Origin of the sequence: Serratia marcescens (assembly GCF_001902635.1) — a bacterium.
Lineage (GTDB): Bacteria > Pseudomonadota > Gammaproteobacteria > Enterobacterales > Enterobacteriaceae > Serratia > Serratia marcescens_F.
Genome location: NZ_MJAO01000031.1, coordinates 1 through 23,731, shown reverse-complemented (window position 1 = coordinate 23,731; position 23,731 = coordinate 1). Strand labels below are relative to the sequence as shown.

Genomic DNA, 23,731 nt, shown 5'->3' with positions numbered 1-23,731 from the left:
TTTCCCTTACGCCTGCTCCGCCTCTTCCTCTTCGCCCTGCGGCCGACAACGCGCCGGGATCAGCATCGCCGCCGCCAGCGCCAGCAACGACACCAACGCAGAAACCAGGAACACCCAGTGCAGCGAAGCCGCCACTTGCTGGGTCAGCTGCGCCAGCGCTTCACTCCCCATGCTATGCCGCACCGCCGGTTCCATCAGCCGCTGTACCGGATCGTCCGTCTCCGGCAAACGCCACTGCAGGTTGAGGTTCAGCGTGGCCCCCAAAATGGCGGTGCCGATGGCCGAGCCCACCATGCGGGTAAACACCGTACAGGCGGTGGCGATGCCGCGAATGCTGTAATGCGCCGCGTTCTGCACCGATACCAAGAACGTGGTGTTGCACAGCCCCATGCCGGCGCCGACCATAAACGCCGCCACTCGGCCCCACAGCAGGCCACCTTCCGGCTGCAGCATCAGCAGAATCAGGCCGCCTGTCACCAGCAGCAGTGCCCCCAAAAGCGCCGTGGCGCGATACGAGGTCATCAACATCAGGCGACCGCTCAGCGTGCTGGCCAGCGGCCAGCCTATCGACATCAGCGCCAGCGTCGTGCCCGCCTCCAGCGGCGAACCGCCCATCACGCCCTGAATGAAGGTCGGCAGGAAGGCGCTGATGCCCATCATCGCCGCGCCAATCACCAGCCCGCCGATGTTGCCTGCGACGATCACCCGGCTTTGCCACAGCGCCAGCGGGAACAACGGTTCGACCGCGCGCCGCTCCTGGCGGATCAGCAGCGCCAGCGATGCCGCCGCCAGCGCGAGCAACGGCACCACCCACCATCCCAGGCTTTCCATCTGCAACAGCGCCAGCAGCAGCGCGGAGACGAACAGTGTCAGCCAGGCGGTGCCGGCCAGATCCAGCGCGTGCCGCCGCAGCAGCTGATGCGCCGGCAGATAGCGCCAGAGGAAGAACATCGCCAACAGGCCGATCGGCAGATTGACCCAGAACACCAGCGCCCACGGCAGGTGCTGCACGATAAACGCCCCCAACAGCGGGCCGATGATCGCCGATACGCCCCACACGCTCGACAGGTACCCCATCACCTTCGGCCGCTCGGTGGCGCTGTAGATGTCGCCGATGATGGTGGAGGCGATCGGCATGATGGCGCCGGCGCCCAGCCCCTGCAGCAAACGAAAGCCGATAAGCCAATACATGTCGGGAGCGAAGCCGCACAACACCGATCCCAGCAGGAACAGCGTGGCGCCGAAGAAGAACACCCGCTTGCGGCCGTAGAGATCCGCCAACCGGCCGTAGATGGGGATGGTGATCGCCTGCGACAGTAAATAGACCGCGAACACCCAGCCCAGCAGCGAGAAGCCGCCGAGATCGCCGATGATGGTCGGCATGGCGGTGGCGACGATGGTAGCTTCGATCGCCGACATGAACATCGCCAGCATACAGGCGATCAGAATCAGCGGGCGGTGGGCAACGGGTGGGGACGAAACGTGATTTGTCATGGCGTTATGCAGGCTTCCTGGCGTTTTTATTTTCTCTAAGTATACCAGCAAGCACCTGTGCCGCGCTTATCCGCCCTCACATCCTGCCGTTGCCGGCGAGGCATCGCACCATTTGGACCAATTGTTACGTCGTAACGTAAAAACAGACTTCTCGTTGGTCCGCAGTTTAATAAAGATTCACTGGTCATCGGCCGGAGCGCCAAGCACAATGCGCTGATGACCCTTTGATTTTTCTCACGACGCCGCCCACGCATGAAAAGATTGGTCCACCTGCACCACTATCGCGCCCTGTTGCGCAGCCTGTTTATCGCCGTGTTTATCGGCGTCGCCGCCGCCCTGGCGGTATGGCTGTTCCACCGCTCGATGATCGGCCTGGAATGGCTGCTGCTCGGCAACGCCGACGGCAGTCTGGTGGCCGCCGCCGCCGCACTGCCCGGCTGGCGGCGTGCCTTGACCCCGGCGTTGGGCGGCCTGGCGGCAGGCCTGTTGCTGTATATCCACCAACGCTATCGTCACCAGCGGCCGGCGGCGCCCACCGACTATATGGAAGCGATAGAAACCGGCAACGGCAAGCTGGACACCGGCGCCAGCCTGGTGAAATGCCTGGCGTCGCTGTTGGTGGTATCGAGCGGCAGCGCCATTGGCCGCGAAGGCGCGATGATCCTGCTGGCGGCATTGGTGGGTTCGCTCTTCGCCCAGCGTTTTACGCACGAGAAAGAGTGGAAACTGTGGGTGGCCTGCGCCGCCGCCGCCGGGATGGCCAGCGCCTACCATGCGCCGCTGGCGGGCAGCCTGTTCATCGCCGAGATCCTGTTCGGCACCCTAATGCTGGCTTCGCTCGGCCCAGTGGTGATCGCCGCGGTGAGCGCGCTGCTGATGACCAACCTGCTCAACGGCGGCCAGGCACCGCTCTATCTGGTGACGCCGCTCCCCGCGCCCTTGCCGACGCAATACCTGCTGATTGCGCTGGTCGGCGTGGTGGCCGGCGCCGGCGGGCCGCTGTTTTTATGGACGATGACCGCCACCGGCCGCGCCTTCCGCTCGCTGCGCCTGAAACCGCCGTTACAGCTGGCGCTGGGCGGGCTGATCGTCGGGCTGCTCTCGCTGTTGTTCCCGCAGGTATGGGGCAACGGCTACAGCGTCGTGCAGGCGCTGCTGATCGCGCCGCCCGGCGTGCTGCTGCTGGGCGCGATCCTGGTGTGCAAACTGTTGGCGATCCTCGCCAGCAGCGGCTCGGGCGCGCCCGGCGGCGTCTTTACCCCGACGCTGTTCGTCGGTGCCGCGCTCGGTTCGATGATCGGTCAGCTGTTTGGCCTGTGGCCGGGCATGGATGCGGCAGTGCCGCTGCTGCTGGCGCTGACCGGCATGGCCACCCTGCTGGCCGCCACCACCCATGCGCCGATCATGGCGGCGCTGATGGTGTTTGAAATGACCGGCGAATACGCGCTACTGCCCGGCATTCTGCTCGCTTGCGTGATCGCCACCACCGTGTCGCGCGGCCTGCGGCCGGTATCGGTGTACCATTCGGCGCCGCCGCCCAAACGTGAGGCTTAGAACTCGCCCTGCCGTAGGATTTTCCTGAACTGCGGGCACTGCAGGTGCTCGGGTTCGGGGCAATCGGCCATATGGCGCAGCCCGTCGCGCACCTGCATCAGTCTCTGGATATGGCGATCCAGCTCATCCGCCCGCGCCGCCAGCAGCCCGCGATCGAGCGCTATCTTGCCCCGTTCGTCAAACAAGGCGCTCATCTCATCCAGCGTAAAACCGGCCAGGCGCGCAAGCGCGATCAGCCGAAGTTGGTCGATCACCCCGGCGTCGTATTGGCGACGTAAACCGTGACGGCCAATCGACGCAATCAGCCCCTTTTTCTCGTAATGCCGCAGCGCGGAAGGCGCGACCCCGCTCAGGCGCGCCACCGTACCGATATCCCATTCTTTTGCCATTGACTTGAAGTCGACTTTAAGTTGCACACTGTGCGCACATTATCACGTCACTGAGCTAAGGACACCCGTATGACCCCCGATTTGTTACTGCGCATCCTGTTAACCGGCGCCGGCGCCACCCTCTGCATGGATCTGTGGGCGTTGCTGCTGAAGCGGCGCTTCGGCATCCCCTCCCTCGATTACGCGCTGGTGGGGCGCTGGTTTCTCGGCATGTTCGACGGCCGATGGTTCTACGCCACTATCGTCACGGCGCCGCCGCGCAGGGGAGAAAGAAAAATGGGTTGGGTGCTGCACTACGCCATCGGCATCGCGTTTGCTTTTATCCCGCTCGGTTTGGCCGGCTCGGGCTGGTATGCGGCGCCGGACCTGCGGGTTGCGTTGTTGAGCGGCTGGCTGAGCCTGGCGGCGCCGTTTTTGGTGATGCAGCCCGCGCTGGGCTTTGGCGTGGCGGCGGCCAAGACCGCCAACCCGCACAGAGCGCGGCTCCTCAGCCTGCTAACGCACACGGTGTATGGGCTCGGCTTGTTGATCGCCGCCCGGCTGCCGGTGATGCTCTGCGCCTGAGTGCGATTTGTGCCCCCCTTTCGCTACCGAATGCTGCGCAACAGCCTCTGAGCACGCCGGCGACCGACAGCAAAGCCGCCTGACGGTGACAATCTCAATGCCGGGGCACCAGGCAAGCGTTGCCGAGGTGACCGGGCGGCATCGAACCAGGTGACAACGCTCGGGCCAATTGCTCACCGTCAGGCGCGTGATAAGTGCATCGGTATAATGCGCAAGGCGCATTGTGGTTTCTCAGGTTAGCCGGCGCAGCACGACAGCTGCGCCACGTCTTTACTGAAGGTTTGCGCGGCGAGTTTCAGCCCCTCCACCATTGTCAGATAGGGAAACAACTGTTCGGCGAGTTCTTGCACGGTCATGCCCGCGCGCATCGCCAACGCGGCGCTTTGAATCATTTCCCCCGCTTCTGCGGCTACCGCCTGCACGCCAATGAGCCTGCCGCTGCCCGCCTCGACCACCAATTTGATAAATCCGCGCGTGTCAAAATTAACCAATGCGCGGGGCACGTTATCCAACGTCAGCGTGCGGCTGTCGGTTTCAATCCCGGCACGGCGGGCCTGCGCCTCGGTGACGCCCACCGTGGCCACTTGCGGATCGGTAAAGACCACCGCCGGCATCGCATCAAGATTCAGGCGCGCTTCGCCGCCGGTCATGTTGATCGCCGCACGCGTCCCGGCCGCTGCCGCGACGTAGACGAATTGTGGCCGATCGGTGCAATCACCGGCGGCATAGATATTCGGCGCGCTGGTGCGCATGCCGGCGTCGCTCTCAATGGCACCGCGCTCGTCGCATTTCACGCCCACCCGCGCCAGATTCAGGTCGTGGGTGTTGGGTGATCGTCCGGTCGCAACCAGCAGCTGATCGGCCCGCACTTGGCCCTGGTTCGTCTCAAGCACGAATTCACCGCCGATAAACGATACCCGACTCGCCAACCTGTGCTCCAGCACGTCGATGCCTTCGGCACGAAATGCGGCTGTCACGGTTTCCCCAATGGCCGGATCGCCGTGAAAGAACAGCGAGTGGCGCGCCAGAATCGTCACCCGGCTGCCCAAACGGGCAAAGGCTTGCGCAAGCTCAACCGCGACCACCGAGGAACCTATCACCACCAGCCGCTCGGGGATCGCGTCGCTGGCCAGCGCCTCGGTCGACGTCCAATACGGCGTAGCTTCCAGGCCAACGATCGGCGGCACTACGGTGCCAGACCCAGTGGCTATCAAACATCGGTCGAATGACACCTCCCGCTCGCCGCCGGCCGACAGCGCCACCGCAAGCGTATACCCGTCGCTGAAACGCGCCGCGCCCTCAAGGACGGTGATGTTCGGGTTCGAGGCCAGGATGCTTTCATATTTGGCATAGCGCAGTTCATCAACGCGGCCCTGCTGCTGGGCGAGCAAATGTGGACGATCAATCACCGGCGCGCTCGCGCTGAGGCCCGCCTCAAAAGGGCTCCTTCGCCGCAAGTGAGCGACCTGTGCCGCGCGAATCAGGATCTTGGACGGCACACAGCCGATGTTGACACAGGTGCCGCCGATCGCACCACGCTCGATCAGGGTGACTCTCGCACCATTTTCGACCGCCTTCAGCGCCGCCGCCATAGCGGCGCCCCCGCTGCCAATCACTGCGATCCGCAATGCGTTGTTCTCCCTGGCGCGGTAGCCCGCTCTCGTCACGGCGGCGGCCAAGGTGTCGGCGCTGACGCCGTCATCGACCGTCACCTCAACCCGCGTATTGGGCCAGAAAACCGCAGCCGAGCGCACGCCGGGCACGCTCTCAAGCACCTGCCGGACCCGCCCGGCGCAGGCAGCGCAAGTCATTCCGTCAATCGTCAGTGTGATCATTGGCGTGCTTGCGTCTTTCATTCTTGTTTCTCCGTTCAACAGCGTCTTCATGGTGGACTCCGATCGGCAAAACAAACGCCAGCGGCTGCACTCTTTTAAATCTCGGATGAATGGCGTACCTTACTCCCGTACTTAAGTACGGAGTCAAACGGCATGCACAACGATGTTGAAAACCTGACGATCGGCGCACTGGCCAAGGCGGTTGGTGTCAATGTGGAAACGATCCGTTTTTATCAGCGCAAGGGGCTGCTGCCCCAGCCGGACAAGCCTTATGGCGGCATTCGCCGCTATGGCGATGCGGATGTGGCGCGGGTGCAATTCGTGAAGTCGGCCCAGCGATTGGGCTTTAGTCTGGGTGAGGTCGCCGAACTGCTCAGGCTCGAAGACGGGACGCATTGCGAGGAAGCCAGCCATTTGGCCGCACGCAAACTCAATGACATACGAGAGCGGCTCGCGGATCTGGCGCGCATGGAGGCCGCGCTGTCGCAGCTTATAGGTGCATGTCGCACCCGCAATGGCTACGTTTCCTGCCCGCTGATCGCCGCATTGCAGGCGGGCGAGCCCATCGGCAACGCGGCATCTTAGCGTAAGGAAAACCGTTTCTTGCCGCCGCCACGAACAACACGAAACGCTCCACCAGGGCGGCATCCGCCAGCCCGGTTCAGGGTTCGCGCGTTTTCTGTTGTTCCCTGTTAGCGCAACAGCGTGGAGACATCAAGGTAGTGCGCCAGTTCGCGCTGCTCCGCGCGCGGCAGATATGGGATCTCCCCCAGCAGCGGCGCGGGAATGCGCTGCTGCAACGCCGCGATGGTTTCGGCGTAGTGCGCCAACCCCGGGTTGATGCGGTTGGCTACCCAGCCCAGCAGCGGCAGACCGTCGTTGATGATCGACTGCGCGGTCAACAGCGCATGGCTGACACAGCCCAACTTGATGCCCACCACCAGCACCACCGGCAGCTGTTCCTGCACCACCCATTCGGCGTAAGGCCGCAGATCGTTCATCAGCACCCGCCAGCCGCCGCTGCCCTCCACCACCACCGTATCGGCTTTGGCTGACAGATCCCGCAGACCGCTGCTCATCACGCCGTAGTTGATGTCTTCGGTTGCATGCGCATGAAACACCTCATCCAGACAGGTGATGGGGTTAATTTCTTCGTATGACAGCGGCAAGGTTGAGGATGCCTGCAATACCAAAGCGTCTTTATTGCGGATGCCCTCGCTGGTTTCCTGGCAGCGCGCGGCGATCGGCTTGTAGCCGGCCACCGAGCGGCCGCCGGCGGCCAACGCCTGCATCAGCCCGCGGGAAACCACGGTTTTACCGACGTCGGTATCCGTGCCTGTAACAAATAAACGCTTCAACATGAATAAAATGCCCCGGAATGCCCCGTTAACAATGTGTCGCCGCACCGGCGGCGAGGAAGTCGAACGGGAAAATTCTAGGGGATGCCACGACGTTAGGGCTTGAGGTAGCTCAATCTTTTGCGGAATTATAAGAAGTTCTGATGTTAGCCTTGCAGCAACTGCACCAGCAGCGAACCGTTGTACAACGCCTCTTTCACCAGCGCCGCGCCGGGCATGGTGCCCTGATTGAAGAACTGCGTGGCTTCAACCTTCACCTGCTCGCTGTAGGCCGGCAGCGCCTGCTGGCGAATGCAGGAAGCGATGGCCGGGTGCAGGATCTCCGCCGCGCGGTTAAGCGGCGAGCCCACCAGGATCTTCTCCGGATTGAACAGGTTGACCATGATTGCCAGAATGCGCCCCACGCTGTGGCCGACGCCGAGAATGATGTCTCGCGCCAGCTGATCGCCCGCCAACGCGGCGTCGCACAGCGATTCGACGGTCAACGGCGCGCCGTGCAGGCTGGAGCTCATCGAACCGTTCAGCCGCTGCTGAGCGATCTCCAGCATGTTTTCAATGCTGGCCACGGTTTCCAGACAACCGTGGTTGCCGCAGTAGCAGCGCTTGCCGTAAGGATCGACCTGGGTATGGCCGATCTCCACCACGCTGTGGCTACCGGCGTGCAGCACGTGGCCACCGGTGATCACCCCGGCGCCGACGTTATGGTCGATCACCACCTGAATCACGTTCTGGCAGCCGCGCGAAGCGCCGTACAGCGCTTCGGCCATGGTCCAGGCGCTGATGTCGTGTTGCAGGTAGACCGGCAGACCGGTGCGGGTTTCCAGCGCCGGGCCGAGCGGCATCTCCAGCACGTCGTAAAACGGCATGCGGTGTACCACGCCGGACTGCACGTCGATAATACCCGGCAGCGTAATGGCGATCGCCGTCAACCGTTCCAGCTTGCTTTGGTGGCGAATAAAGAACTGATCGACTTCGGTCAGGATGCGTTTCAGCAGCGGTTCGGGGTGCTCGGCCGCCAGCGGCAGTTGCTCCTCCACCACCAATTTACTGCTGAGATCGCGCAGCGCCAGCGTGATGCTGCCGCGGCTGATGCGGGCGGAAAGGTAGTGCCAGGCCTCGGTGTCCAGCACCAGGCCAACCGCCGGCCGGCCCCGGCTGCCGATCTCCTGGTACTCGGTTTCCTTGACCAGATGGGCTTCCAGCAGCTCGCGCACGATCTTGGTGATGCTGGCGGGCGCCAGCTGCGCGCGTTTTGACAGTTCGATGCGCGAAATCGGGCCCAGCTGATCGATTAGCCGATAAACCGCCCCCGCATTGGTCTGTTTGATTTGATCGATATGCCCAGGCTGCCCAACCGCAATCACAAACCTGCTCCTACTATTTTTCGCGCTTCTAAATAAAGACTAGGGGGTATGGTGGGGCTTTTGTCATAAAGCGTCAACTATTTGATTCGTTATGTGATTTGCTGCACAAATTCCTCGCGATTCCAGCGTGAATTGCGCTTTATTTGCCCAGCCGCGGCGTCATTTCAGCATCAACGCCATCAGCGCTTTCGCCGCAGCGGTCAGCGGCCGCCGACGATGATGCACCAACCAAACCTCAGTGGTGGCGTCCGGCTCCGCCAACGGCAGATAGCGCACGCCATCCACCCGCACCCGGGCGAAAGAGGCCGGCAGAATGGAAACGCCCAACCCGGCGGACACCAGGCCGATGATGGTCATCGCTTCCCCGACCTCCTGAGTGATATACGGGGTAATGCCGGCCTTGCCGAGCAGCAGCAAAATTTCGTCGTACAACGCGGTACCCACTTCACGCGAGAAGAACACGAACGGCTCCTGCGCCAGATGTTGAAAACGCAGCGCGCCGCCCGGCGTTTCCGCCAGCGGGTGCCCCTCCGGCAGCACCGCCACCAGCGGTTCGCGCAGTAGCAGCTGGTAGTTGAGCGCCTCCGGCAGCCGCGTGTTGCGCATCACCCCCAGATCCAGCTCACCATTCAGCAGCGGTTCGATCTGCTGCTTGGTGTTGATTTCGCGCATCTTGATGTGCACCTGCGGGAACTGCTGGCGGAAAGCGCGCAGGCTGCGCGACACCACGCTGATAAAAGGCGCCGAAGAGGTAAAACCGATGGTCATTTCCCCCAGTTCGCCGCGCTCCAGGCGAGCCGCCTTTTCCGCTGCGCGCCCAACCTGATCGATCACCTGATAGGCTTCTTTGAGGAACATCTCCCCCGCCTGCGTCAAACTGACGTTGCGGTTGTTGCGCGCCAGCAGCCGCGCGCCGACCATCTCTTCCAGCGCCTGGATTTGTTGGCTGAGCGGCGGCTGGGAGATACGCAGCCGCTCGGCGGCGCGGCCAAAGTGCAGCTCTTCCGCCACGGCGATAAAGTAACGCAGGTGTCTCAGCTCGATATTCATATTTTAAACGTCTTAATTGCAATTATTAATATATTAGACAAAAACTCCCTGCTCCCTATCATTTTCTCATTCTGTGAAGTGTCTGTTATCTCCCCGAAGTTCGGTAAGGAAACGCTGTGACAACCCCTGTGCGTTCTGCGGCCGTGATGCCGTCGACGCTGGCCGCCAACGATGACGCGGCCGCTGCGCCAAAAGTAAAACGCGCCACCCTCAACCACAAACTCCCCTATATTGAACGCGGCACGCCGCAGTTTATGCGCGTGACGCTGGCGCTGTTTTCCGCCGGGCTGGCGACCTTCGCGCTGCTCTATTGCGTGCAGCCGATCCTGCCGGTGCTGTCACAAGATTTCGGCGTATCGCCGGCGGAAAGCAGCCTGTCGCTGTCGGTCTCCACCGGCCTGCTGGCGATCGGCCTGATGTTCACCGGGCCGCTGTCCGACGCCATCGGCCGCAAATCGGTGATGGTGGTGGCGCTGCTGCTGGCGGCGGTCTGCACACTGATCTGCGCCTTTATGACCAGCTGGCACGGCATTTTGCTAATGCGCGCGCTGATCGGCCTGTCGCTGAGCGGCGTGGCGGCGGTCGGCATGACCTACCTCAGCGAAGAGATCCACCCGAGTTTCGTCGCCTTCTCGATGGGGCTGTATATCAGCGGCAACTCGATCGGTGGCATGAGTGGCCGTCTGGTCACCGGGGTGCTGACCGATTTCTTCTCCTGGCGCGTATCGCTCGGGGTCATCGGCCTGTTCGCCCTCGCCGCCGCCTGCATGTTCTGGCGCATCCTGCCCGCCTCGCGGCATTTTCGCGCCAGTTCGCTGCGCCCGCGCACCCTGCTGATCAACTTCAAGTTGCATTGGCACGATAAGGGGCTGCCGCTGCTGTTCGCGGAGGGCTTCTTGCTGATGGGCAGTTTCGTCACCCTGTTCAACTACATCGGTTATCGTCTGCTGGCAGATCCTTACCACCTGAGCCAGGCGATCGTCGGCCTGTTGTCGGTGGTGTACCTCACCGGCTCCTACAGTTCACCCAAGGCCGGCGCGCTCACTTCGCGCTTCGGACGCGGCCCGGTGCTGCTGGCTTCGATCGTGATTATGCTGATCGGGATTCTGATTACCGCACTGCCGCAGGTGCCGGCGATCTTTATCGGCATGATGCTGTTCACCGCCGGTTTCTTTGCCGCCCATTCGGTAGCCAGCAGCTGGATCGGTCGCCGCGCGCGCCGCGCCAAAGGCCAGGCGTCGTCGCTGTATCTGTTCTGCTATTACGTCGGCTCAAGCGTGGCCGGCACCCTCGGCGGCGTGTTCTGGCACAGTTTCGGCTGGAACGGCGTGGCGGCGTTTATCAGCCTGATGCTGCTGCTGGCGCTGCTGGTGGTGCATTACCTGAAACGCCTGCCGGAAGCGGCCCGCCTCTGAAAAGAAAAAGCCGCGGTGGTTTGCCGCGGCTCGTCATGTCAGTGCCTGTGATTATTGGCCGGTTTTCCAGCGGGTGCGTAGGGACTCCACCGCCTTGTCCGTTTGCGGCTCAGTCAAGTAACGTTGCCGGAACAGGATGGTTCCCCCCATCCCCGGCAGGCTTTCGTTGAGATCCAGCTGCCTTTTCAGCTCGGGGGCCCCGCCGTCGACGGTCCAGGCCGGTTCGCTGGCGGCAGGCGTGCCCACTTTATACAGCGCCACCCCGGCATAGAGCCGGACCGGCGTGCCCTTCACCACCTCGGCCCACCAGTGGGCCAGCACATCGTAGCGGACAATTTCACGGTCAAAAGGCCAATACAGCTGCGGCGCGATGTAATCAAGCAGCCCCAGTTTGACCCACTGGCGCGTATCGGCATAGGCCGTATCGTAAGATGGCGTGCCGGCCCGCGTCGCCGAGCCGTCAGGATCGTCCGCCTTGTTTCGCCATACGCCCGCCGGGCTGACGCCAAACGCAACCGCGGGCTTCAACGCTCGGACGGTGGTTGAAACCTGTTTTATCAATTGCAGCGTGTTGTCCCTGCGCCAGGCGGCTTTGTCTGCAAATCCTTTTCCGTATGCGCGATACGTTCGTTCATCATCCAGCGGCGATTGCGGCGTTTCGTAATAGAAATAGTCGTCAAACTGAATGCCGTCGACATCATAGTTTTTGACAATTTCAGTTACCACGCTGGTGATCCAGTTGCGCACGTCGGGCAGACCGGGATCGAGTACGAAGCGCTCGTTGGCGGTGCGTATCCAGTCGGGATGCAGCGCATAGACGCTAGCCGGCGGTGACTGCAGCGTATGATTGAGTGCATCAATCGTTTGTGGGCGGGTATTCATGGAAACCCGATAGGGATTCAGCCAGGCATGCACTTTGATGCCGCGCCGGTGCGCTTCTTGCAGCATAAAGGCCAGCGGATCGAAACCCGGATCCTGGCCCACGGTGCCGGTCAAGACTTCTGACCAGGGCAAGATATTTGAGCGCCACAGGGCCGTGCCGTCCGGTTTAACCTGAAAATACACCGCGTTAATCCCGGTTTTCACCATCTCGTCCAGCGCGTCCGTCAGCCCCTGTTTCTGCAGGCGAACCCGCTCTTGCGCGGTTTCCGCTTTCAGGGAGGCCGCCGGCGGCCAGTCCAAGCCAATGACCGTGGCCAGCCAGATGCCCCGCATCGGTGTTATCGGTGGTGTCGGCTGCGGGGGCTTCTCCGGCTCGGGCGGCTTGGCGCATCCGCTCACGCCCAGCATTGCGGCCATCAACAGCCATCCGCCTAATTTTTTTGCGCCTGTCGGCATCCTGGTTCTCCTTCCGTGAGTGACGGTTATCCCATGTCGTTGCGTACAGAGCAATAAACTGCCCGATTTCTCAATGCTATTTCGCTGCCGGCGTCGCCCTGTTCAGACGACGCCGGTGTCCTTATCCCATTACCAGCTCAGCCCAGTCCCGCGAGGGAACGCCACCTTGCCCGTATTGGTTTCCACATCGTAGTCATGCCAGGTGTTGACCGGCAATTTGCCCTGCGGTTTGATTTTGCCCGTCAGCACCTGCGCCAAAGAGGCCATCGAAGGGCCACGCCACACGCCGCTGTCATAACCGTAGTAGGAGTAGGTTGCGACGGCCGCCTCCACCTCTGCGGCATAGTTCACGATATCGTAAGGTGCGCGCAGTGAGAGGTGAACGCGTTTTTTCCCCTGTTCGGCGGCGTACTTCAACCATCCCGGATAGGGGCTGCTGTCATTACCCACTCCGGTTGCGGAGGTAACGACCCCATCCTGTTCAGCAGGCGTAAAGCGGGTTGAGAGGGTTCCGAGCAAGAACACGTCGCAGCCGGCAATATGTTCCCTGATCTGGGCGTCGCTCAGCTCCGTTTCCTTCGCGGCAACGACGTTCTGATACCCCTCCTGCGCCATCACGCGCGCAATGCCGTTGGCCTGCTCGCCCCACGGCGTCAGAATAAAGTAGCGCAGCGCCTTGTCCTTTAACGGCAACAGGCTGTGGCGGTTGATAACCACGGTAATGGAACGATCGGCGATGCGTTTTTCCAGCTTGTGCGCTGACGACGCAGCGTCGTTGGAACACGGCCTATCGCTATGGCCCATCAGGCTATGGCGTAATTTCAGGCGCAAAATTCGCTCGACCGAGGCATCGATATCAGCCTCGCTGAGGTGCCCCGTTTTCACTCTGTCCGCAAGGTACCGGATCAACGCCGGCAGCAGGCTCGCCTGGGCCGGCGAGGCGATGCTGACAGGCATCAGGGCAATATCCACCCCGGCGGCAAAGACGTTTTCAGCCGCCGCTTGCTGGCTGAAATGCTCGGCAATCGCGCCCATATCCAGCGCATCTGAAATCGTTACGCCCGCATACCCCAATTTATTGCGCAGGATCTGGGTCTGAATTTCATGCGACATGGTGGCCGGCACCGTGATTTTTTCACCGCTGCGGGTGTCTATCTGGAGGTTATCCAATGCCGGGTACTGAATATGCGCAGTCATGACCATGTCCGGCGCCGCGCAGCGATCGATGGCCTGCTTGTAAGGGGCGATATCGATGGCAAAGGCCTCTTCCCGCGTGCGATCGACGCGCGGCAGACCGCTATGCGAGTCGGTGGAGGTGCTGCCATGGCCGGGGAAGTGTTTATACGCGGTGATCAGCCCCTGGTGTTTCATGCCCGCCACCATTTTCTCTGCCAGACGAGAAACAGTGTTCTTATCATCGCTGAAGGCGCGAACGTTAATCACCGGGTTGAACGGGTTGGTGTTGACATCCACAACCGGGGCAAAGTTGGTATTGATATGCAACGCGCGCATATCCTGGGCCATCAGCTTGCCCTGTTCAACGGCGAGCTGTTCATCCGCGCGCCCTTCAATCGCCGCCGCCAGCGCCATATTGCCGGGGAATGAGGCATAGTCGCCGCGCGGCAGCCGGAAAACGTTACCGCCTTCGTTATCCGTGCCAATAAACAAACGAATGCCCGCGTGGGTTTTCATCGCGGCATACCAGGCCGTCAACCTTTTGATCTGCTGCTTGTCTTTAAGATTATTGGCGAACAGGATCACCCCACCCACGTGGTTATCGGCGATCAGCTTGCCAATGGCTTCATCGGGAACGGTCATATCCTGATTGCTGCTACCGTTCTGATCCCAGTAGCGAAAATCCAGCATGATTTTTTGCCCGATCTTCTCTTCCAGCGTCATGTTTTTGACTTTCTGTTTAATATCCACAGTAAACCTCCGTTTAAAGCACCCGTTAATGACAGAAGAAAAGATAACCCCAAGGGCTCATAGCGTCCTGCCATTCTGTTTGTTCCAGTGATTGGACAACGGCGATCGGAAAATGGATTAAACAAAACACAAACGCACGGGAGAAAATCCATCAATGAATCAAAACACTACGCATACCGGGTGTATTGCGTGCCCTGCTACCAGAGGCCGCTATGGCGCATTTTCCGCTGATAAGCCGGGTGGCCAGTGAAGCTGCCCCTGGCCCAGAGGCCGATGTTGCCCCCAGTCTGTCGTTCACCTATAGTATGTTGTAACTAAAATAGGAACGCGCGATGAACAAATACGATGTGATCGGCCGGATGAATGCCTGCTTTATCGAGCTGGAGCAAGCGCTGGGCGCGTTGCAGCAGCAGATAACCCCGCTGCGGTTGCTGGCGGCGCGGGTGTTCAGCCTGCCGGAGATAGAAAAAGGCCAGGAGCATCAGGCCATCTCGCATATCGCGGTCGAACAGCATGTGGGGCAAGCGGCGCGCGATCTGGCGTTGGAGCACTATCAGCGGCTGTTCATCCACCACAACCGGGAGAATGTCAGCAGCAAGGCCGCCGTGCGCCTGCCCGGCGTCATTTGCCTGGCGGTGGAGCAACCGGAATATCAGGCGTTGCAAACGCAGTTGGCGCTCATCAATCGCTTGAAGGGCGAACTGGAGCAGATCATCACCGTCGATTCCGGCCTGGCACCGGAGCAGCGTTTCGAGTTCGTACACACCCATTTGCACGGGCTGATCACCCTCAGCGCCTATCGCACTCTCACCGCGCTGACCAATCCCGACTCCGTGCGTTTCGGCTGGGCCAACAAGCACATCATAAAAAACGTCAAGCGGGACGATATCCTGGCACAGCTGGAGAAAAGCCTGAAAGCCGGCCGCGCGGTGCCGCCGCACAGTCGTGAACAGTGGGCCGCCCTGGTCAGCCGCGAACTCGACGATGTCAGCCGTCTGCCGCAGCACGCAACGCTGAAAATCAAGCGGCCGGTGAAAGTGCAACCCATCGCCCGCGTGTGGTATCAGCAACAGCAAAAGCAGGTGCAACACCCCTGCCCGCTGCCGCTGATCGCCCTGTGTCAGGTGGAAAGCGGTGCCACGGTGCCGAAGATCGGCGAACTGCTCAACTACGACGCAGAATCGGTGAAACACCGTTATAAACCCGACGCCAGGCCGTTGCGGCTGCTGGTGCCGCGCCTGCATCTGTATACCGACGCCGCTACTCGCTGAGGGCATACACCCGCAGGCGGTGGCCGTCCGGATCCAGCGCCACGAAGGTATAACCGAACTCCATCTCCGTCGGCGTTTGCTCGATGGCCAGCCCGCGCTCGCGCCACTGGTTATAGCGCGCCTCCACCTCTTGCGGATCCTGGCATAAAAAGCCCAGTTCCCCGCCGCCGCCGGTCAGCGTGGCGACGGGTTTTACCCCCTGTTTGGCCCACATCCCCAGCTTGAAGCCGTTGTTGAGCACGAACAGGGCGAATCCTGGGGAAAGCTCCACCGGCGCCTGTCCCAGTAAACGTTGATAAAAGGCGGCGCTGTTCAGCGGGTTGTCGACGTAAAGCAGCGTCATGCTGGGAAGGGTCATCGGTCTGTCCTCTTGGTGATGGGAACCGGCCGGTTCCCGATAGAGACAGACTAAGACGTGCAGCTGACAGTTTATGGCAGCAGTACGCCGTTATTGCTCCGCAATCCCCTCGCTAACGCGCCACTCTTTCAGCAGCCGCCGCCGGCCGCGCGGATAACGCTGTTCCAGCGGCGCAGCGGCCTGGATGCGATCGAGACGGAAATGGCGGAAGGCCTGACGCTGCTCGCACCAGGCAACCAGCATCTGAAACTGATCGAAGAAACCGAGCGCAAACGGCCACAGCAGACGTTCGCTGTGCCGCCCCGCCAGATCGAGATAGTGAATATGCAGCTTGCGTTCGCGGCGGATGGCATCACGGATCAGCACGCGCATCTCGTCCGACACCTGCGGCGCCTGAGCCGGCGCGATTAACAGCGTGTTGGCCTCCAGTTCTTCCCGCAGCGCCGGCGGCAACACGTCGGCGATTTTGGCCAGCGCCTGGCCCGCCGCGTGCGCCAACTGGCTGTCGCCACGGCGGCTGACCCAACGCATACCCAACACCAGCGCTTCGATTTCCGGTTGCGAGAACATCAGCGGCGGCAGCATAAAACCGGGGCGCAGCACATAGCCGACGCCCGCCTCGCCGACGATCTCCGCCCCCTGCTGCTGTAACGTGGCGATATCGCGGTACAGCGTGCGCATGCTGATCCCCAGCGTCTGCGCCAGCGCATGGCCCGCCACCGGATAACGGTGGCTACGCAACAGCTGCATCAGATCGAGTAAACGTTGCGTGCGCGACATATCACGGCTCCCTGCATAACGCGGTTTGGACAAAATCGGCAAAGGCCCGCGCCTTGGCCGAGACGAAATGGCCACCGGGGAACACCGCCCACAGCGCCAGCAGCGGCAGTTGCCAGTCCGCTAATACCGCGATCGCCGCCCCGTTTTGCAGCTCGCTGCGGAACATACCTTCGCTGGCGATAGTGGGCCCGAAGCCCGCCAATACCAGCTCGCGCACGCACTCGGCCGCATTGACCCGCATGCGCCCCGGCAGCCGCAGCGCGCGCTGTTCCCCTCCGCGGCTGAAACGCCACTGTTCCCCGCCGCCACGGCGATGGTAGATCACCATCTCGTGCTGCAACAGATCTTCCGGCCGCTGCGGCATACCGGCGGCGGCAAAATAGCCGGGCGTACCAATCACGCATTGCTTTACCTCACCCAGTTTGCGGGCGGTAAAGCCGGAATCCTCCAGCTCGCCGATACACAGGGCAATATCGATGCCCTCTTCAATCAGCGACAGGTTGCCGTCATCCAGCAGCAGATCGACGCTCAAACGCGGGTTGGCGCGCATAAACGCCGTCAAATCAGGCAAGGGAACGATGCGGGCAAACACCGCCGCCGAGGCGACCCGCAGCCGGCCGTTCAGCGTCTCGCCGGCGTTCTGCACCAGCGCTTCGGTTTCCGCCAGCTCGTTCAGGATACGCCGGGTGCGTTGATACAGCTGCTGCCCTGCATCCGTCGGCTGCAGGCCGTGGGTCGAGCGCAGCATCAGGCGCGTACCGAGCTGCTGTTCCAGCCGCGCCACCGCTTTCGAGACCGCCGGCTGCCCCACGTGCAGCCGCCGCGCCGCCGCGGTAAAAGAACCGCTCTCGTAAACGCAGGCATAGGTTTCGTAATCGGCAAATTTACCCATAACATTCCTTAATGGAATAACGGTTAGCATCTATTGCAGTCTACACGCGCCATTTCGGAATGGGCAAGATGAGCACAACCCTCATTCCCGTCAGGAGAACGCATGACACTGCAAGACAAACTCGATGCCTTCAAAGCGGAGTTCGAAGCCGGCCAACTGCCGTTCACACTCGCAGAACAAGAGCACGCGCTGATGCGTGAGGCGATCCAAACACAGATCGCTTCCGGCATCGCCGAACGCACGCTGAAGCTCGGCGACGCCGCGCCCGACTTTACCTTGCCGGACAGCGAAAATCGACCATGTTCTTCCGCGGCGCTGTTGGCGAACGGGCCGCTGGTCGTCAGCTTTTATCGCGGGATCTGGTGCCCCTACTGTTCGCTCGATCTGCAGGCGCTGCAGGCCGCATTGCCCGCCATCACGCAGCACGGCGCGCAACTGTTGGCCGTTTCGCCGCAGAGTGCGGCGCATAACCGCCAGGCCGCGCGCGATCACCATCTCACCTTTCCGCTGCTCAGCGATGCCGGCAACCGCCTGGCGGCCCAATTCGGCCTGCGTTACCGCCTGCCGGACGCGCTGATCGCCCTGTATCAACAGCGGCTCGGCCTCGATCTGGCACAATTCAACCAGGATGACAGCTGGACGCTGCCGCTGCCGGCGCGGTTCGTCATTTCCCGCGATGGCCGTATTGCCTATGCCGAAGCGCACGCCGATTACACCCGGCGGCCGGAGCCGCAGGCGCTGTTATCGGTGCTGGAGAGATTGGCTTGAAAAGACGGGGCGCAACCGCGCCCCATTTAGGCATGACGTGATTACTTCTGCATGCTGCCGACCATCGCTTCCGGCCGCACCCACTCGTCGAACTGCGCTTCGGTCAGGTAGCCCAGCTTCAGCGCCGCGGCTTTCAGCGTCAGCCCTTCCTTGTGCGCTTTCTTGGCGATTTCCGCCGCCTTGTCATAGCCGATGTGGGTATTGAGTGCCGTTACCAGCATCAGCGACTCGTTCAGCAACTGGGTGATGCGGTCGCGGTTCGGTTCGATGCCCACCGCGCAGTGCTCGTTGAAGCCCTGCATGCCATCGGCCAGCAGGCGAATCGACTGCAGGTAGTTGTGGATCACCATCGGGCGGAACACGTTCAGTTCGAAGTTGCCGGAAGCGCCGCCAATGTTCACCGCCACATCGTTGCCCAGCACCTGGGCGCACAGCATGGTCATCGCCTCGCACTGGGTCGGGTTGACCTTGCCCGGCATGATGGAGCTGCCCGGCTCGTTCTCCGGGATAGCAATTTCGCCGATGCCGCAGCGCGGGCCGGACGCCAGCCAGCGCACGTCGTTGGCGATTTTCATCAGCGAGGCCGCCAGCCCTTTCAGCGCGCCATGCCCCTGCACCAGCGCGTCGCAGGTCGCCAACGCTTCGAACTTGTTCGGGGCGGTAACGAACGGCTGATGGGTCAATTCCGCCAGCGTTTTAGCCACGCGCACCGCGTATTCCGGATGGGTGTTCAGGCCGGTGCCGACCGCCGTGCCGCCCAACGCCAGCTCGGCAATGTGCGGGATACTGTCCTCGATGTGCTTCAGGCTGTGTGCCAGCATCGCCGCCCAGCCGGAGATCTCCTGCCCCAGGGTCAGCGGCGTGGCGTCCTGCAGGTGGGTGCGGCCGATTTTTACGATATCGCGGTAGGCTTCGGCCTTGTCGCTCAGCGTTTTGTGCAGCACTTTCAGCTCGGGGATCAGGTGTTCGCGCAACGCGATCACCGCCGCCACGTGCATCGCGGTGGGAAACACGTCGTTGGAGCTCTGGCTTTTATTGACGTCGTCGTTCGGGTGCACCTTGCGCTCTTCGCCACGCACGCCGCCCAGCAGCTCGCTGGCGCGGTTGGCCAACACTTCGTTCATGTTCATGTTGGTCTGGGTGCCGGAACCGGTTTGCCAGATGGACAGCGGGAACTGGTCGGCATGGCGATCCGCCAGCACTTCATCGGCGGCGTTGATGATGGCGGCGCCCCGCTCGGCCGGCAGCAGCCCCAGATCCACGTTAACCTGCGCGGCGGCACGCTTGGTCAACGCCAGCGCGTGGATCAGTGCGGTCGGCATCTTTTCGGAGGAAATGCGGAAATGCGCCAGCGAGCGCTGGGTCTGCGCGCCCCATAGCTTGTCGGCCGGTACTTCGATGGGGCCCATAGAGTCTTTTTCGATACGAACGCCTGCCATCATTGTCTCCTTAGCATAATTCCTAAAAATGTAGGGTTAGGCCGGCGCGTTACCCCCCGCCGACACACACTCCCAGTATAGTGACATAATAACTATTCGCATTAAGAGAGTTATCTCACAGCACGTTTCATCTCTTTTACCCATTAATACCGAGGTTATTCTCCGCCGGCTTTGGCGCAGATTACGCCACGTCGAAATAAACGGCGGCGCCTGAGTCTGGATAAATAAAAGCGCGGCTGAAATTAACGCGGATGGCGCGAATTGAAATTATTGATGCGCTGCGCCTGCAAATGATTGAGCTCATCGATACGCTGCTGCTGCAGGTGATTGATCTCATCATAGGCGTCCTGCCGTTCATTATGGCGATAGACCCCGGCCGCCACCGCCCCGGCGCTGCTCGCCAAAGGATGCGGCGCGGCGTAAACCGCCGCCGGCGCGGGCGCAACGACGATCGGCGCCGGCGCAATCACTACGGCGCGCGGAGCCGCATAGGGGTAAGTGACGATCACCGCCGCCTGGGCGGCGCCGGTGCAAAGCCCTAACAGCAACAACAGTTTTTTCATGCTATAGACCTCTCATTTTCGTTAAATCGACGGCTTGCCGGCTACGGTAAAGAGGTCTGCCGCTCAGGTTTAAGCACTGCGTGTGATCGCCCGGCGCGGTGCAAAAATAATAATAAGAGAATGGCTCAGGCGGTAAAAATTAAATTCAAACGACATATTTTGACATGGTGGGAAATAAATAACGGCTCTGGAAAGTCGCGTTCTCGATAATAAATTATTGCCCCGCGAAATAATCGGCAGACGGGCCCGTTTTGCCGCCAATCAGCTCGCCATCCCGTCGGCCCGCCATTTGAGGCGCCGATCGTTATCACGCTATACTTTGGCCGCTTTGCCGGGCGCGACGTTATCCGGTGTTATTTTGATCGCGCCCATGATTTTTCCTGCCGACGCGGGCGTATGATGGTCGTCGGCACAGATTTAGGTAATCGCATAAAATCAGTAAGTTATTGGCCGAAAATACGGCAATGACGCAAAGGACGTTTATCGACATGCAAAAAATGACCAACGCGGTACAGAATTACGCCTGGGGCAGCCACGATGCGCTGACCCGTCTTTACGGCATCGCCAACCCCGATAACCAGCCGATGGCCGAACTGTGGATGGGCGCGCATCCGAAGAGCCCTTCCCACGTGCAGAGCGCCGACGGCGAACTGCGTTCGCTGCGCGATCTGATCGATGAAGACCAGCCAAAGCAGCTGGGCGCCGACGTTGCCAGCCGCTTTGGCGAGTTGCCTTTCCTGTTTAAAGTGCTCTGCGCCGATCAGCCGCTGTCGATCCAGGTTCACCCCAGCAAAGCGGCAGCCGAGATCGGCTTCGCCAAAGAGAATGCCGCCGGCATCCCGCTGAACGCCGCCGAGCGTAACTACAAAGATCCCAACCACAAACCCGAGCTGGTGTTCGCCCTGACGCCGTTTCTGGCGATGAACGGATTCCGCGAACTGGCCGATATCGTTTCCCTGCTGCAGCCTATCGCCGGCGCGCACCATGATATCGCCGCCTTCCTGCAGCAGCCGGACACCGCGCGCCTGTCTACCCTGTTCGCCAGCCTGCTGACAATGAGCGGCGAGCAAAAATCGCTGGCGCTCGGCGTGTTGAAAGCCGCGCTCAATAACCAACAGGGCGAGCCCTGGGATACCGTGCGCTTTATCGCCGGTTTCTACCCGGACGACAGCGGTCTGTTTTCACCGTTGCTGCTGAACGTGGTGCAGCTCGAACCGGGCGAAGCGATGTTCCTGTACGCCGAAACGCCGCACGCCTACCTGAAAGGGGTGGCGCTGGAGGTGATGGCCAACTCGGATAACGTGCTGCGCGCCGGCCTGACGCCGAAATTCATCGACGTGCCTGAACTGTTGGCCAACCTGCAGTTCCGCCCGCAGCCGGCATCCGGTCTGCTGACCCAACCGGAGCAGCGCGGTAATGAGCTGTTCTTCCCGATCCCGGTGGAGGACTTCGCCTTCTCGCTGCACGATTTGACCGCCGTGCCGCAACCGCTGGCGCAACGCAGCGCGGCCATCGTGTTCTGCGTCGCCGGCGAAGCGACGCTGGAAAAATCGGGGCAACGTCTGACGCTCAAACCGGGCGAATCCTGCTTTATCGGCGCTTTCGAATCACCGGTAAATGTCAGCGGCAGCGGTCGCATCGCCCGGGTTTATAACCAGCTGGCCTAACCGTTGATAAATTTCAGCAAATTGCTTGCTGAAAGCGAGAGCTGCCCCCACAATTAAGCGCCTGCGGGCGCTTTTTGTCGGCCCGTGTTTGCCCCCCTCCCTCGCAGCGGAGGGTTATAAGAAAAAAGGATGAAACAGAGCTATGAAAAAATCGTTAGTCGCTGTCAGCGTCATTGTGGTTCTTGGCGCAGCATGGACCGGGGCATCCTGGTACACCGGGAAACTGATCGAACAGCATATGGGCGAAGTCGTCGACAACGCCAACGGCCAGCTGAAGGCTTACCTGCCGAAGGCCGGCGTTAAGCTGAGCTATGAAAATTACCAACGCGGCCTGTTCAACAGCCAGGTGCGCCTGGTACTGCGCGCCGACGGCAACGACGCCGCCAACGGCGCAGAATTGAAGCCCGGTGATGAAGTGGCCTTCCTGGAAACCATCGACCACGGCCCGTTCCCCTTCGCTCAGCTGAAGAAATTCAACCTGCTGCCGAGCATGGCGTCGGTGCATACCCAGCTGGAAAACACCCCGGCGGTGAAGGAACTGTTTGAGATCACCAAAGGCAAATCGCTGTTTACCGCCGATTCGCGCATCTCATACAGCGGCGATACCGCTTCCGCCATCGACATTATCCCGCTGGACTACCAGAAGGATAAATCCTCGCTGAAATTCAGCGGCGCCACCCTCAACGCCGACGTATCCAGCGATCTGAAGACCATTGCGCTGGACGCCAACAGCGATAACATCGCGGTGAGCAGCCCGAACGCCTTCGGCCAAAACGAACAGATCACCTTCCAGGGCTTCAACCTGAAAGGCACCAGCAACGAGAGCAAGTTCGGCGTGAAGCTCGGCGATCAGACGATGACGCTGAAGCAGTTCAAACTGGCTGTTGACGGCAAAGATGCCGTGGCACTGGACGGTTTCAACCTGGTGAGCAAGTTCGGCGAGCAAGGCAGCAGCAACATCGGCGGCCAGATCGACTACACCATGGACGCGCTCAAGGTGCAGGGCAACGACTTCGGCGCCGGCAAACTGACGCTGAAAATCGACAACGTAGACGGCAAGGCGTTGAAAGACTTCGCCGATAGCTACAACCAGCAGGCCATGGCGCTGCTGCAGCAGGGTGAGAATCTGGACCCGGACGTCTACGAACAGCAAACCACCGAACTGCTGCAAAAGTACCTGCCGCTCTTGCTGAAAGGCAATCCGAGCATCAGCGTCGCGCCACTGAGCTGGAAAAACAGCAAGGGTGAAAGCACCTTCACGCTGGATCTGGCGCTGACCGATCCGAGCAAAGCCGGTGCGCAGGCCGAATCGCCGGACCAAATGGTCGCACGCGTGGTGAAAAAGCTGGATCTCAGCCTGACTATCCCGGAGGCGATGGCCACCGAAGTGACCGCGCAAACCGCACTGCTGCAAGGCTACAACGCTGAAGACGCACAGAAACTGGCGCAGCAGCAAGTGCAGGGTCTGGCGGCGATGGGCCAGATGTTCAAACTGACCACCCAGAAAGACGGCGTGATTGCGAGCAAGTTCCATTATGCCGACAACCAGGTTGATCTGAACGGCAACAAGATGTCGCTGCAGGAGTTCATCGGCCAATTCGGCCTGTTGGGCGCCCCGGCGGAAGACGGTGAGCCTGCGCAGGATGCGGAACCCGCTCCGGCACCGGCGCAGTAATCGCCTGAAAGCCTGATCAAGGGCCCCCTGC

General features: G+C 61.3%; 21 protein-coding genes. 8 read left to right on the top strand and 13 right to left on the bottom strand.

Features of this window, described 5'->3' with window-relative positions; all coding sequences use genetic code 11:
• Positions 1–6: 6 nt before the first annotated feature.
• Positions 7–1,494, bottom strand: coding sequence for an MDR family MFS transporter (locus tag BHU62_RS22050; RefSeq protein WP_073534576.1), 1,488 nt, complete (start codon positions 1,492–1,494; stop codon positions 7–9).
• Between the two features lie 252 nt (positions 1,495–1,746).
• On the opposite strand from BHU62_RS22050, the gene clcB reads away from it, so the two are divergent.
• The gene (gene clcB / locus BHU62_RS22045) at positions 1,747–3,048 is read left to right on the top strand and encodes a voltage-gated ClC-type chloride channel ClcB (RefSeq protein WP_073534575.1); all 1,302 of its coding nucleotides are present in this window, start codon (positions 1,747–1,749) and stop codon (positions 3,046–3,048) included.
• On the opposite strand, the gene BHU62_RS22040 is transcribed toward clcB, so the two are convergent.
• Positions 3,045–3,437, bottom strand: coding sequence for a helix-turn-helix domain-containing protein (locus BHU62_RS22040; RefSeq protein ID WP_073534574.1), 393 nt, complete (start codon positions 3,435–3,437; stop codon positions 3,045–3,047). The two genes, clcB and BHU62_RS22040, sit on opposite strands and share 4 nt — an antisense overlap.
• 69 nt (positions 3,438–3,506) lie before the next feature.
• Between BHU62_RS22040 and BHU62_RS22035 the strand changes: the two genes are divergently transcribed.
• On the top strand, positions 3,507–4,001 hold the full coding sequence (locus BHU62_RS22035; protein ID WP_073534573.1) for a DUF2938 family protein: 495 nt from the start codon (positions 3,507–3,509) through the stop codon (positions 3,999–4,001).
• Positions 4,002–4,237: 236 nt separating this feature from the next.
• Here BHU62_RS22035 and merA read toward each other — a convergent pair whose 3' ends face one another.
• On the bottom strand, positions 4,238–5,836 hold the full coding sequence (gene merA, locus BHU62_RS22030; protein ID WP_073534590.1) for a mercury(II) reductase: 1,599 nt from the start codon (positions 5,834–5,836) through the stop codon (positions 4,238–4,240).
• Positions 5,837–5,989: 153 nt separating this feature from the next.
• On the opposite strand from merA, the gene merR reads away from it, so the two are divergent.
• Entirely contained in the window at positions 5,990–6,421 is a 432-nt protein-coding gene (merR, locus tag BHU62_RS22025; RefSeq protein WP_073534572.1) for an Hg(II)-responsive transcriptional regulator, read from the top strand.
• A gap of 107 nt (positions 6,422–6,528) precedes the next feature.
• On the opposite strand, the gene bioD is transcribed toward merR, so the two are convergent.
• The 3 genes from bioD to BHU62_RS22010 all read right to left on the bottom strand — a co-directional run bounded on the left by bioD (position 6,529) and on the right by BHU62_RS22010 (position 9,608).
• Positions 6,529–7,197 (bottom strand): dethiobiotin synthase, encoded by a 669-nt coding sequence (gene bioD, locus BHU62_RS22020; RefSeq protein WP_073534571.1) that lies wholly within the window; start codon positions 7,195–7,197, stop codon positions 6,529–6,531.
• A 143-nt stretch (positions 7,198–7,340) separates the two neighbouring features.
• On the bottom strand, positions 7,341–8,558 hold the full coding sequence (locus tag BHU62_RS22015; RefSeq protein WP_073534570.1) for an ROK family transcriptional regulator: 1,218 nt from the start codon (positions 8,556–8,558) through the stop codon (positions 7,341–7,343).
• A gap of 159 nt (positions 8,559–8,717) precedes the next feature.
• Complete coding sequence (locus BHU62_RS22010) at positions 8,718–9,608, bottom strand: LysR family transcriptional regulator (protein ID WP_073534569.1); 891 nt, start codon at positions 9,606–9,608, stop codon at positions 8,718–8,720.
• Between the two features lie 146 nt (positions 9,609–9,754).
• Here BHU62_RS22010 and BHU62_RS22005 point away from each other — a divergent pair, with 146 nt between their 5' ends.
• The gene (locus tag BHU62_RS22005; protein ID WP_171971346.1) at positions 9,755–11,023 is read left to right on the top strand and encodes an MFS transporter; all 1,269 of its coding nucleotides are present in this window, start codon (positions 9,755–9,757) and stop codon (positions 11,021–11,023) included.
• A 51-nt stretch (positions 11,024–11,074) separates the two neighbouring features.
• Here BHU62_RS22005 and BHU62_RS22000 read toward each other — a convergent pair whose 3' ends face one another.
• A complete protein-coding gene (locus tag BHU62_RS22000; RefSeq protein ID WP_073534567.1) occupies positions 11,075–12,361 on the bottom strand; it encodes a glycoside hydrolase family 10 protein in 1,287 nt (428 codons plus the stop codon).
• 129 nt (positions 12,362–12,490) lie between these two features.
• Complete coding sequence (locus BHU62_RS21995; RefSeq protein ID WP_073534566.1) at positions 12,491–14,287, bottom strand: glycoside hydrolase family 3 protein; 1,797 nt, start codon at positions 14,285–14,287, stop codon at positions 12,491–12,493.
• Between the two features lie 332 nt (positions 14,288–14,619).
• Between BHU62_RS21995 and tus the strand changes: the two genes are divergently transcribed.
• A complete protein-coding gene (gene tus, locus BHU62_RS21990) occupies positions 14,620–15,558 on the top strand; it encodes a DNA replication terminus site-binding protein (protein WP_073534565.1) in 939 nt (312 codons plus the stop codon).
• Here tus and BHU62_RS21985 read toward each other — a convergent pair.
• From BHU62_RS21985 to BHU62_RS21975, 3 genes are all read right to left on the bottom strand, one after another.
• A complete protein-coding gene (locus tag BHU62_RS21985; protein WP_073534564.1) occupies positions 15,548–15,916 on the bottom strand; it encodes a VOC family protein in 369 nt (122 codons plus the stop codon). The two genes, tus and BHU62_RS21985, sit on opposite strands and share 11 nt — an antisense overlap.
• 90 nt (positions 15,917–16,006) lie before the next feature.
• Positions 16,007–16,696: a helix-turn-helix transcriptional regulator gene (locus tag BHU62_RS21980; protein ID WP_073534563.1), complete on the bottom strand. Its 690-nt coding sequence runs from the start codon at positions 16,694–16,696 to the stop codon at positions 16,007–16,009.
• A gap of 1 nt (position 16,697) precedes the next feature.
• Complete coding sequence (locus BHU62_RS21975) at positions 16,698–17,588, bottom strand: LysR family transcriptional regulator (RefSeq protein ID WP_073534562.1); 891 nt, start codon at positions 17,586–17,588, stop codon at positions 16,698–16,700.
• A 102-nt stretch (positions 17,589–17,690) separates the two neighbouring features.
• Here BHU62_RS21975 and BHU62_RS21970 point away from each other — a divergent pair, with 102 nt between their 5' ends.
• A complete protein-coding gene (locus tag BHU62_RS21970; RefSeq protein WP_073534561.1) occupies positions 17,691–18,356 on the top strand; it encodes a peroxiredoxin-like family protein in 666 nt (221 codons plus the stop codon).
• Positions 18,357–18,397: 41 nt separating this feature from the next.
• Here BHU62_RS21970 and fumC read toward each other — a convergent pair whose 3' ends face one another.
• Positions 18,398–19,795, bottom strand: a complete 1,398-nt coding sequence (fumC, locus tag BHU62_RS21965; RefSeq protein WP_073534560.1) for a class II fumarate hydratase — start codon at positions 19,793–19,795, stop codon at positions 18,398–18,400.
• Between the two features lie 242 nt (positions 19,796–20,037).
• Positions 20,038–20,358, bottom strand: a complete 321-nt coding sequence (locus BHU62_RS21960) for a hypothetical protein (RefSeq protein ID WP_073534559.1) — start codon at positions 20,356–20,358, stop codon at positions 20,038–20,040.
• Positions 20,359–20,846: 488 nt separating this feature from the next.
• Between BHU62_RS21960 and manA the strand changes: the two genes are divergently transcribed.
• On the top strand, positions 20,847–22,025 hold the full coding sequence (gene manA, locus BHU62_RS21955) for a mannose-6-phosphate isomerase (protein ID WP_073534558.1): 1,179 nt from the start codon (positions 20,847–20,849) through the stop codon (positions 22,023–22,025).
• A 142-nt stretch (positions 22,026–22,167) separates the two neighbouring features.
• A complete protein-coding gene (locus tag BHU62_RS21950) occupies positions 22,168–23,700 on the top strand; it encodes a YdgA family protein (RefSeq protein WP_073534557.1) in 1,533 nt (510 codons plus the stop codon).
• The last annotated feature ends 31 nt before the right edge of the window (positions 23,701–23,731 follow it).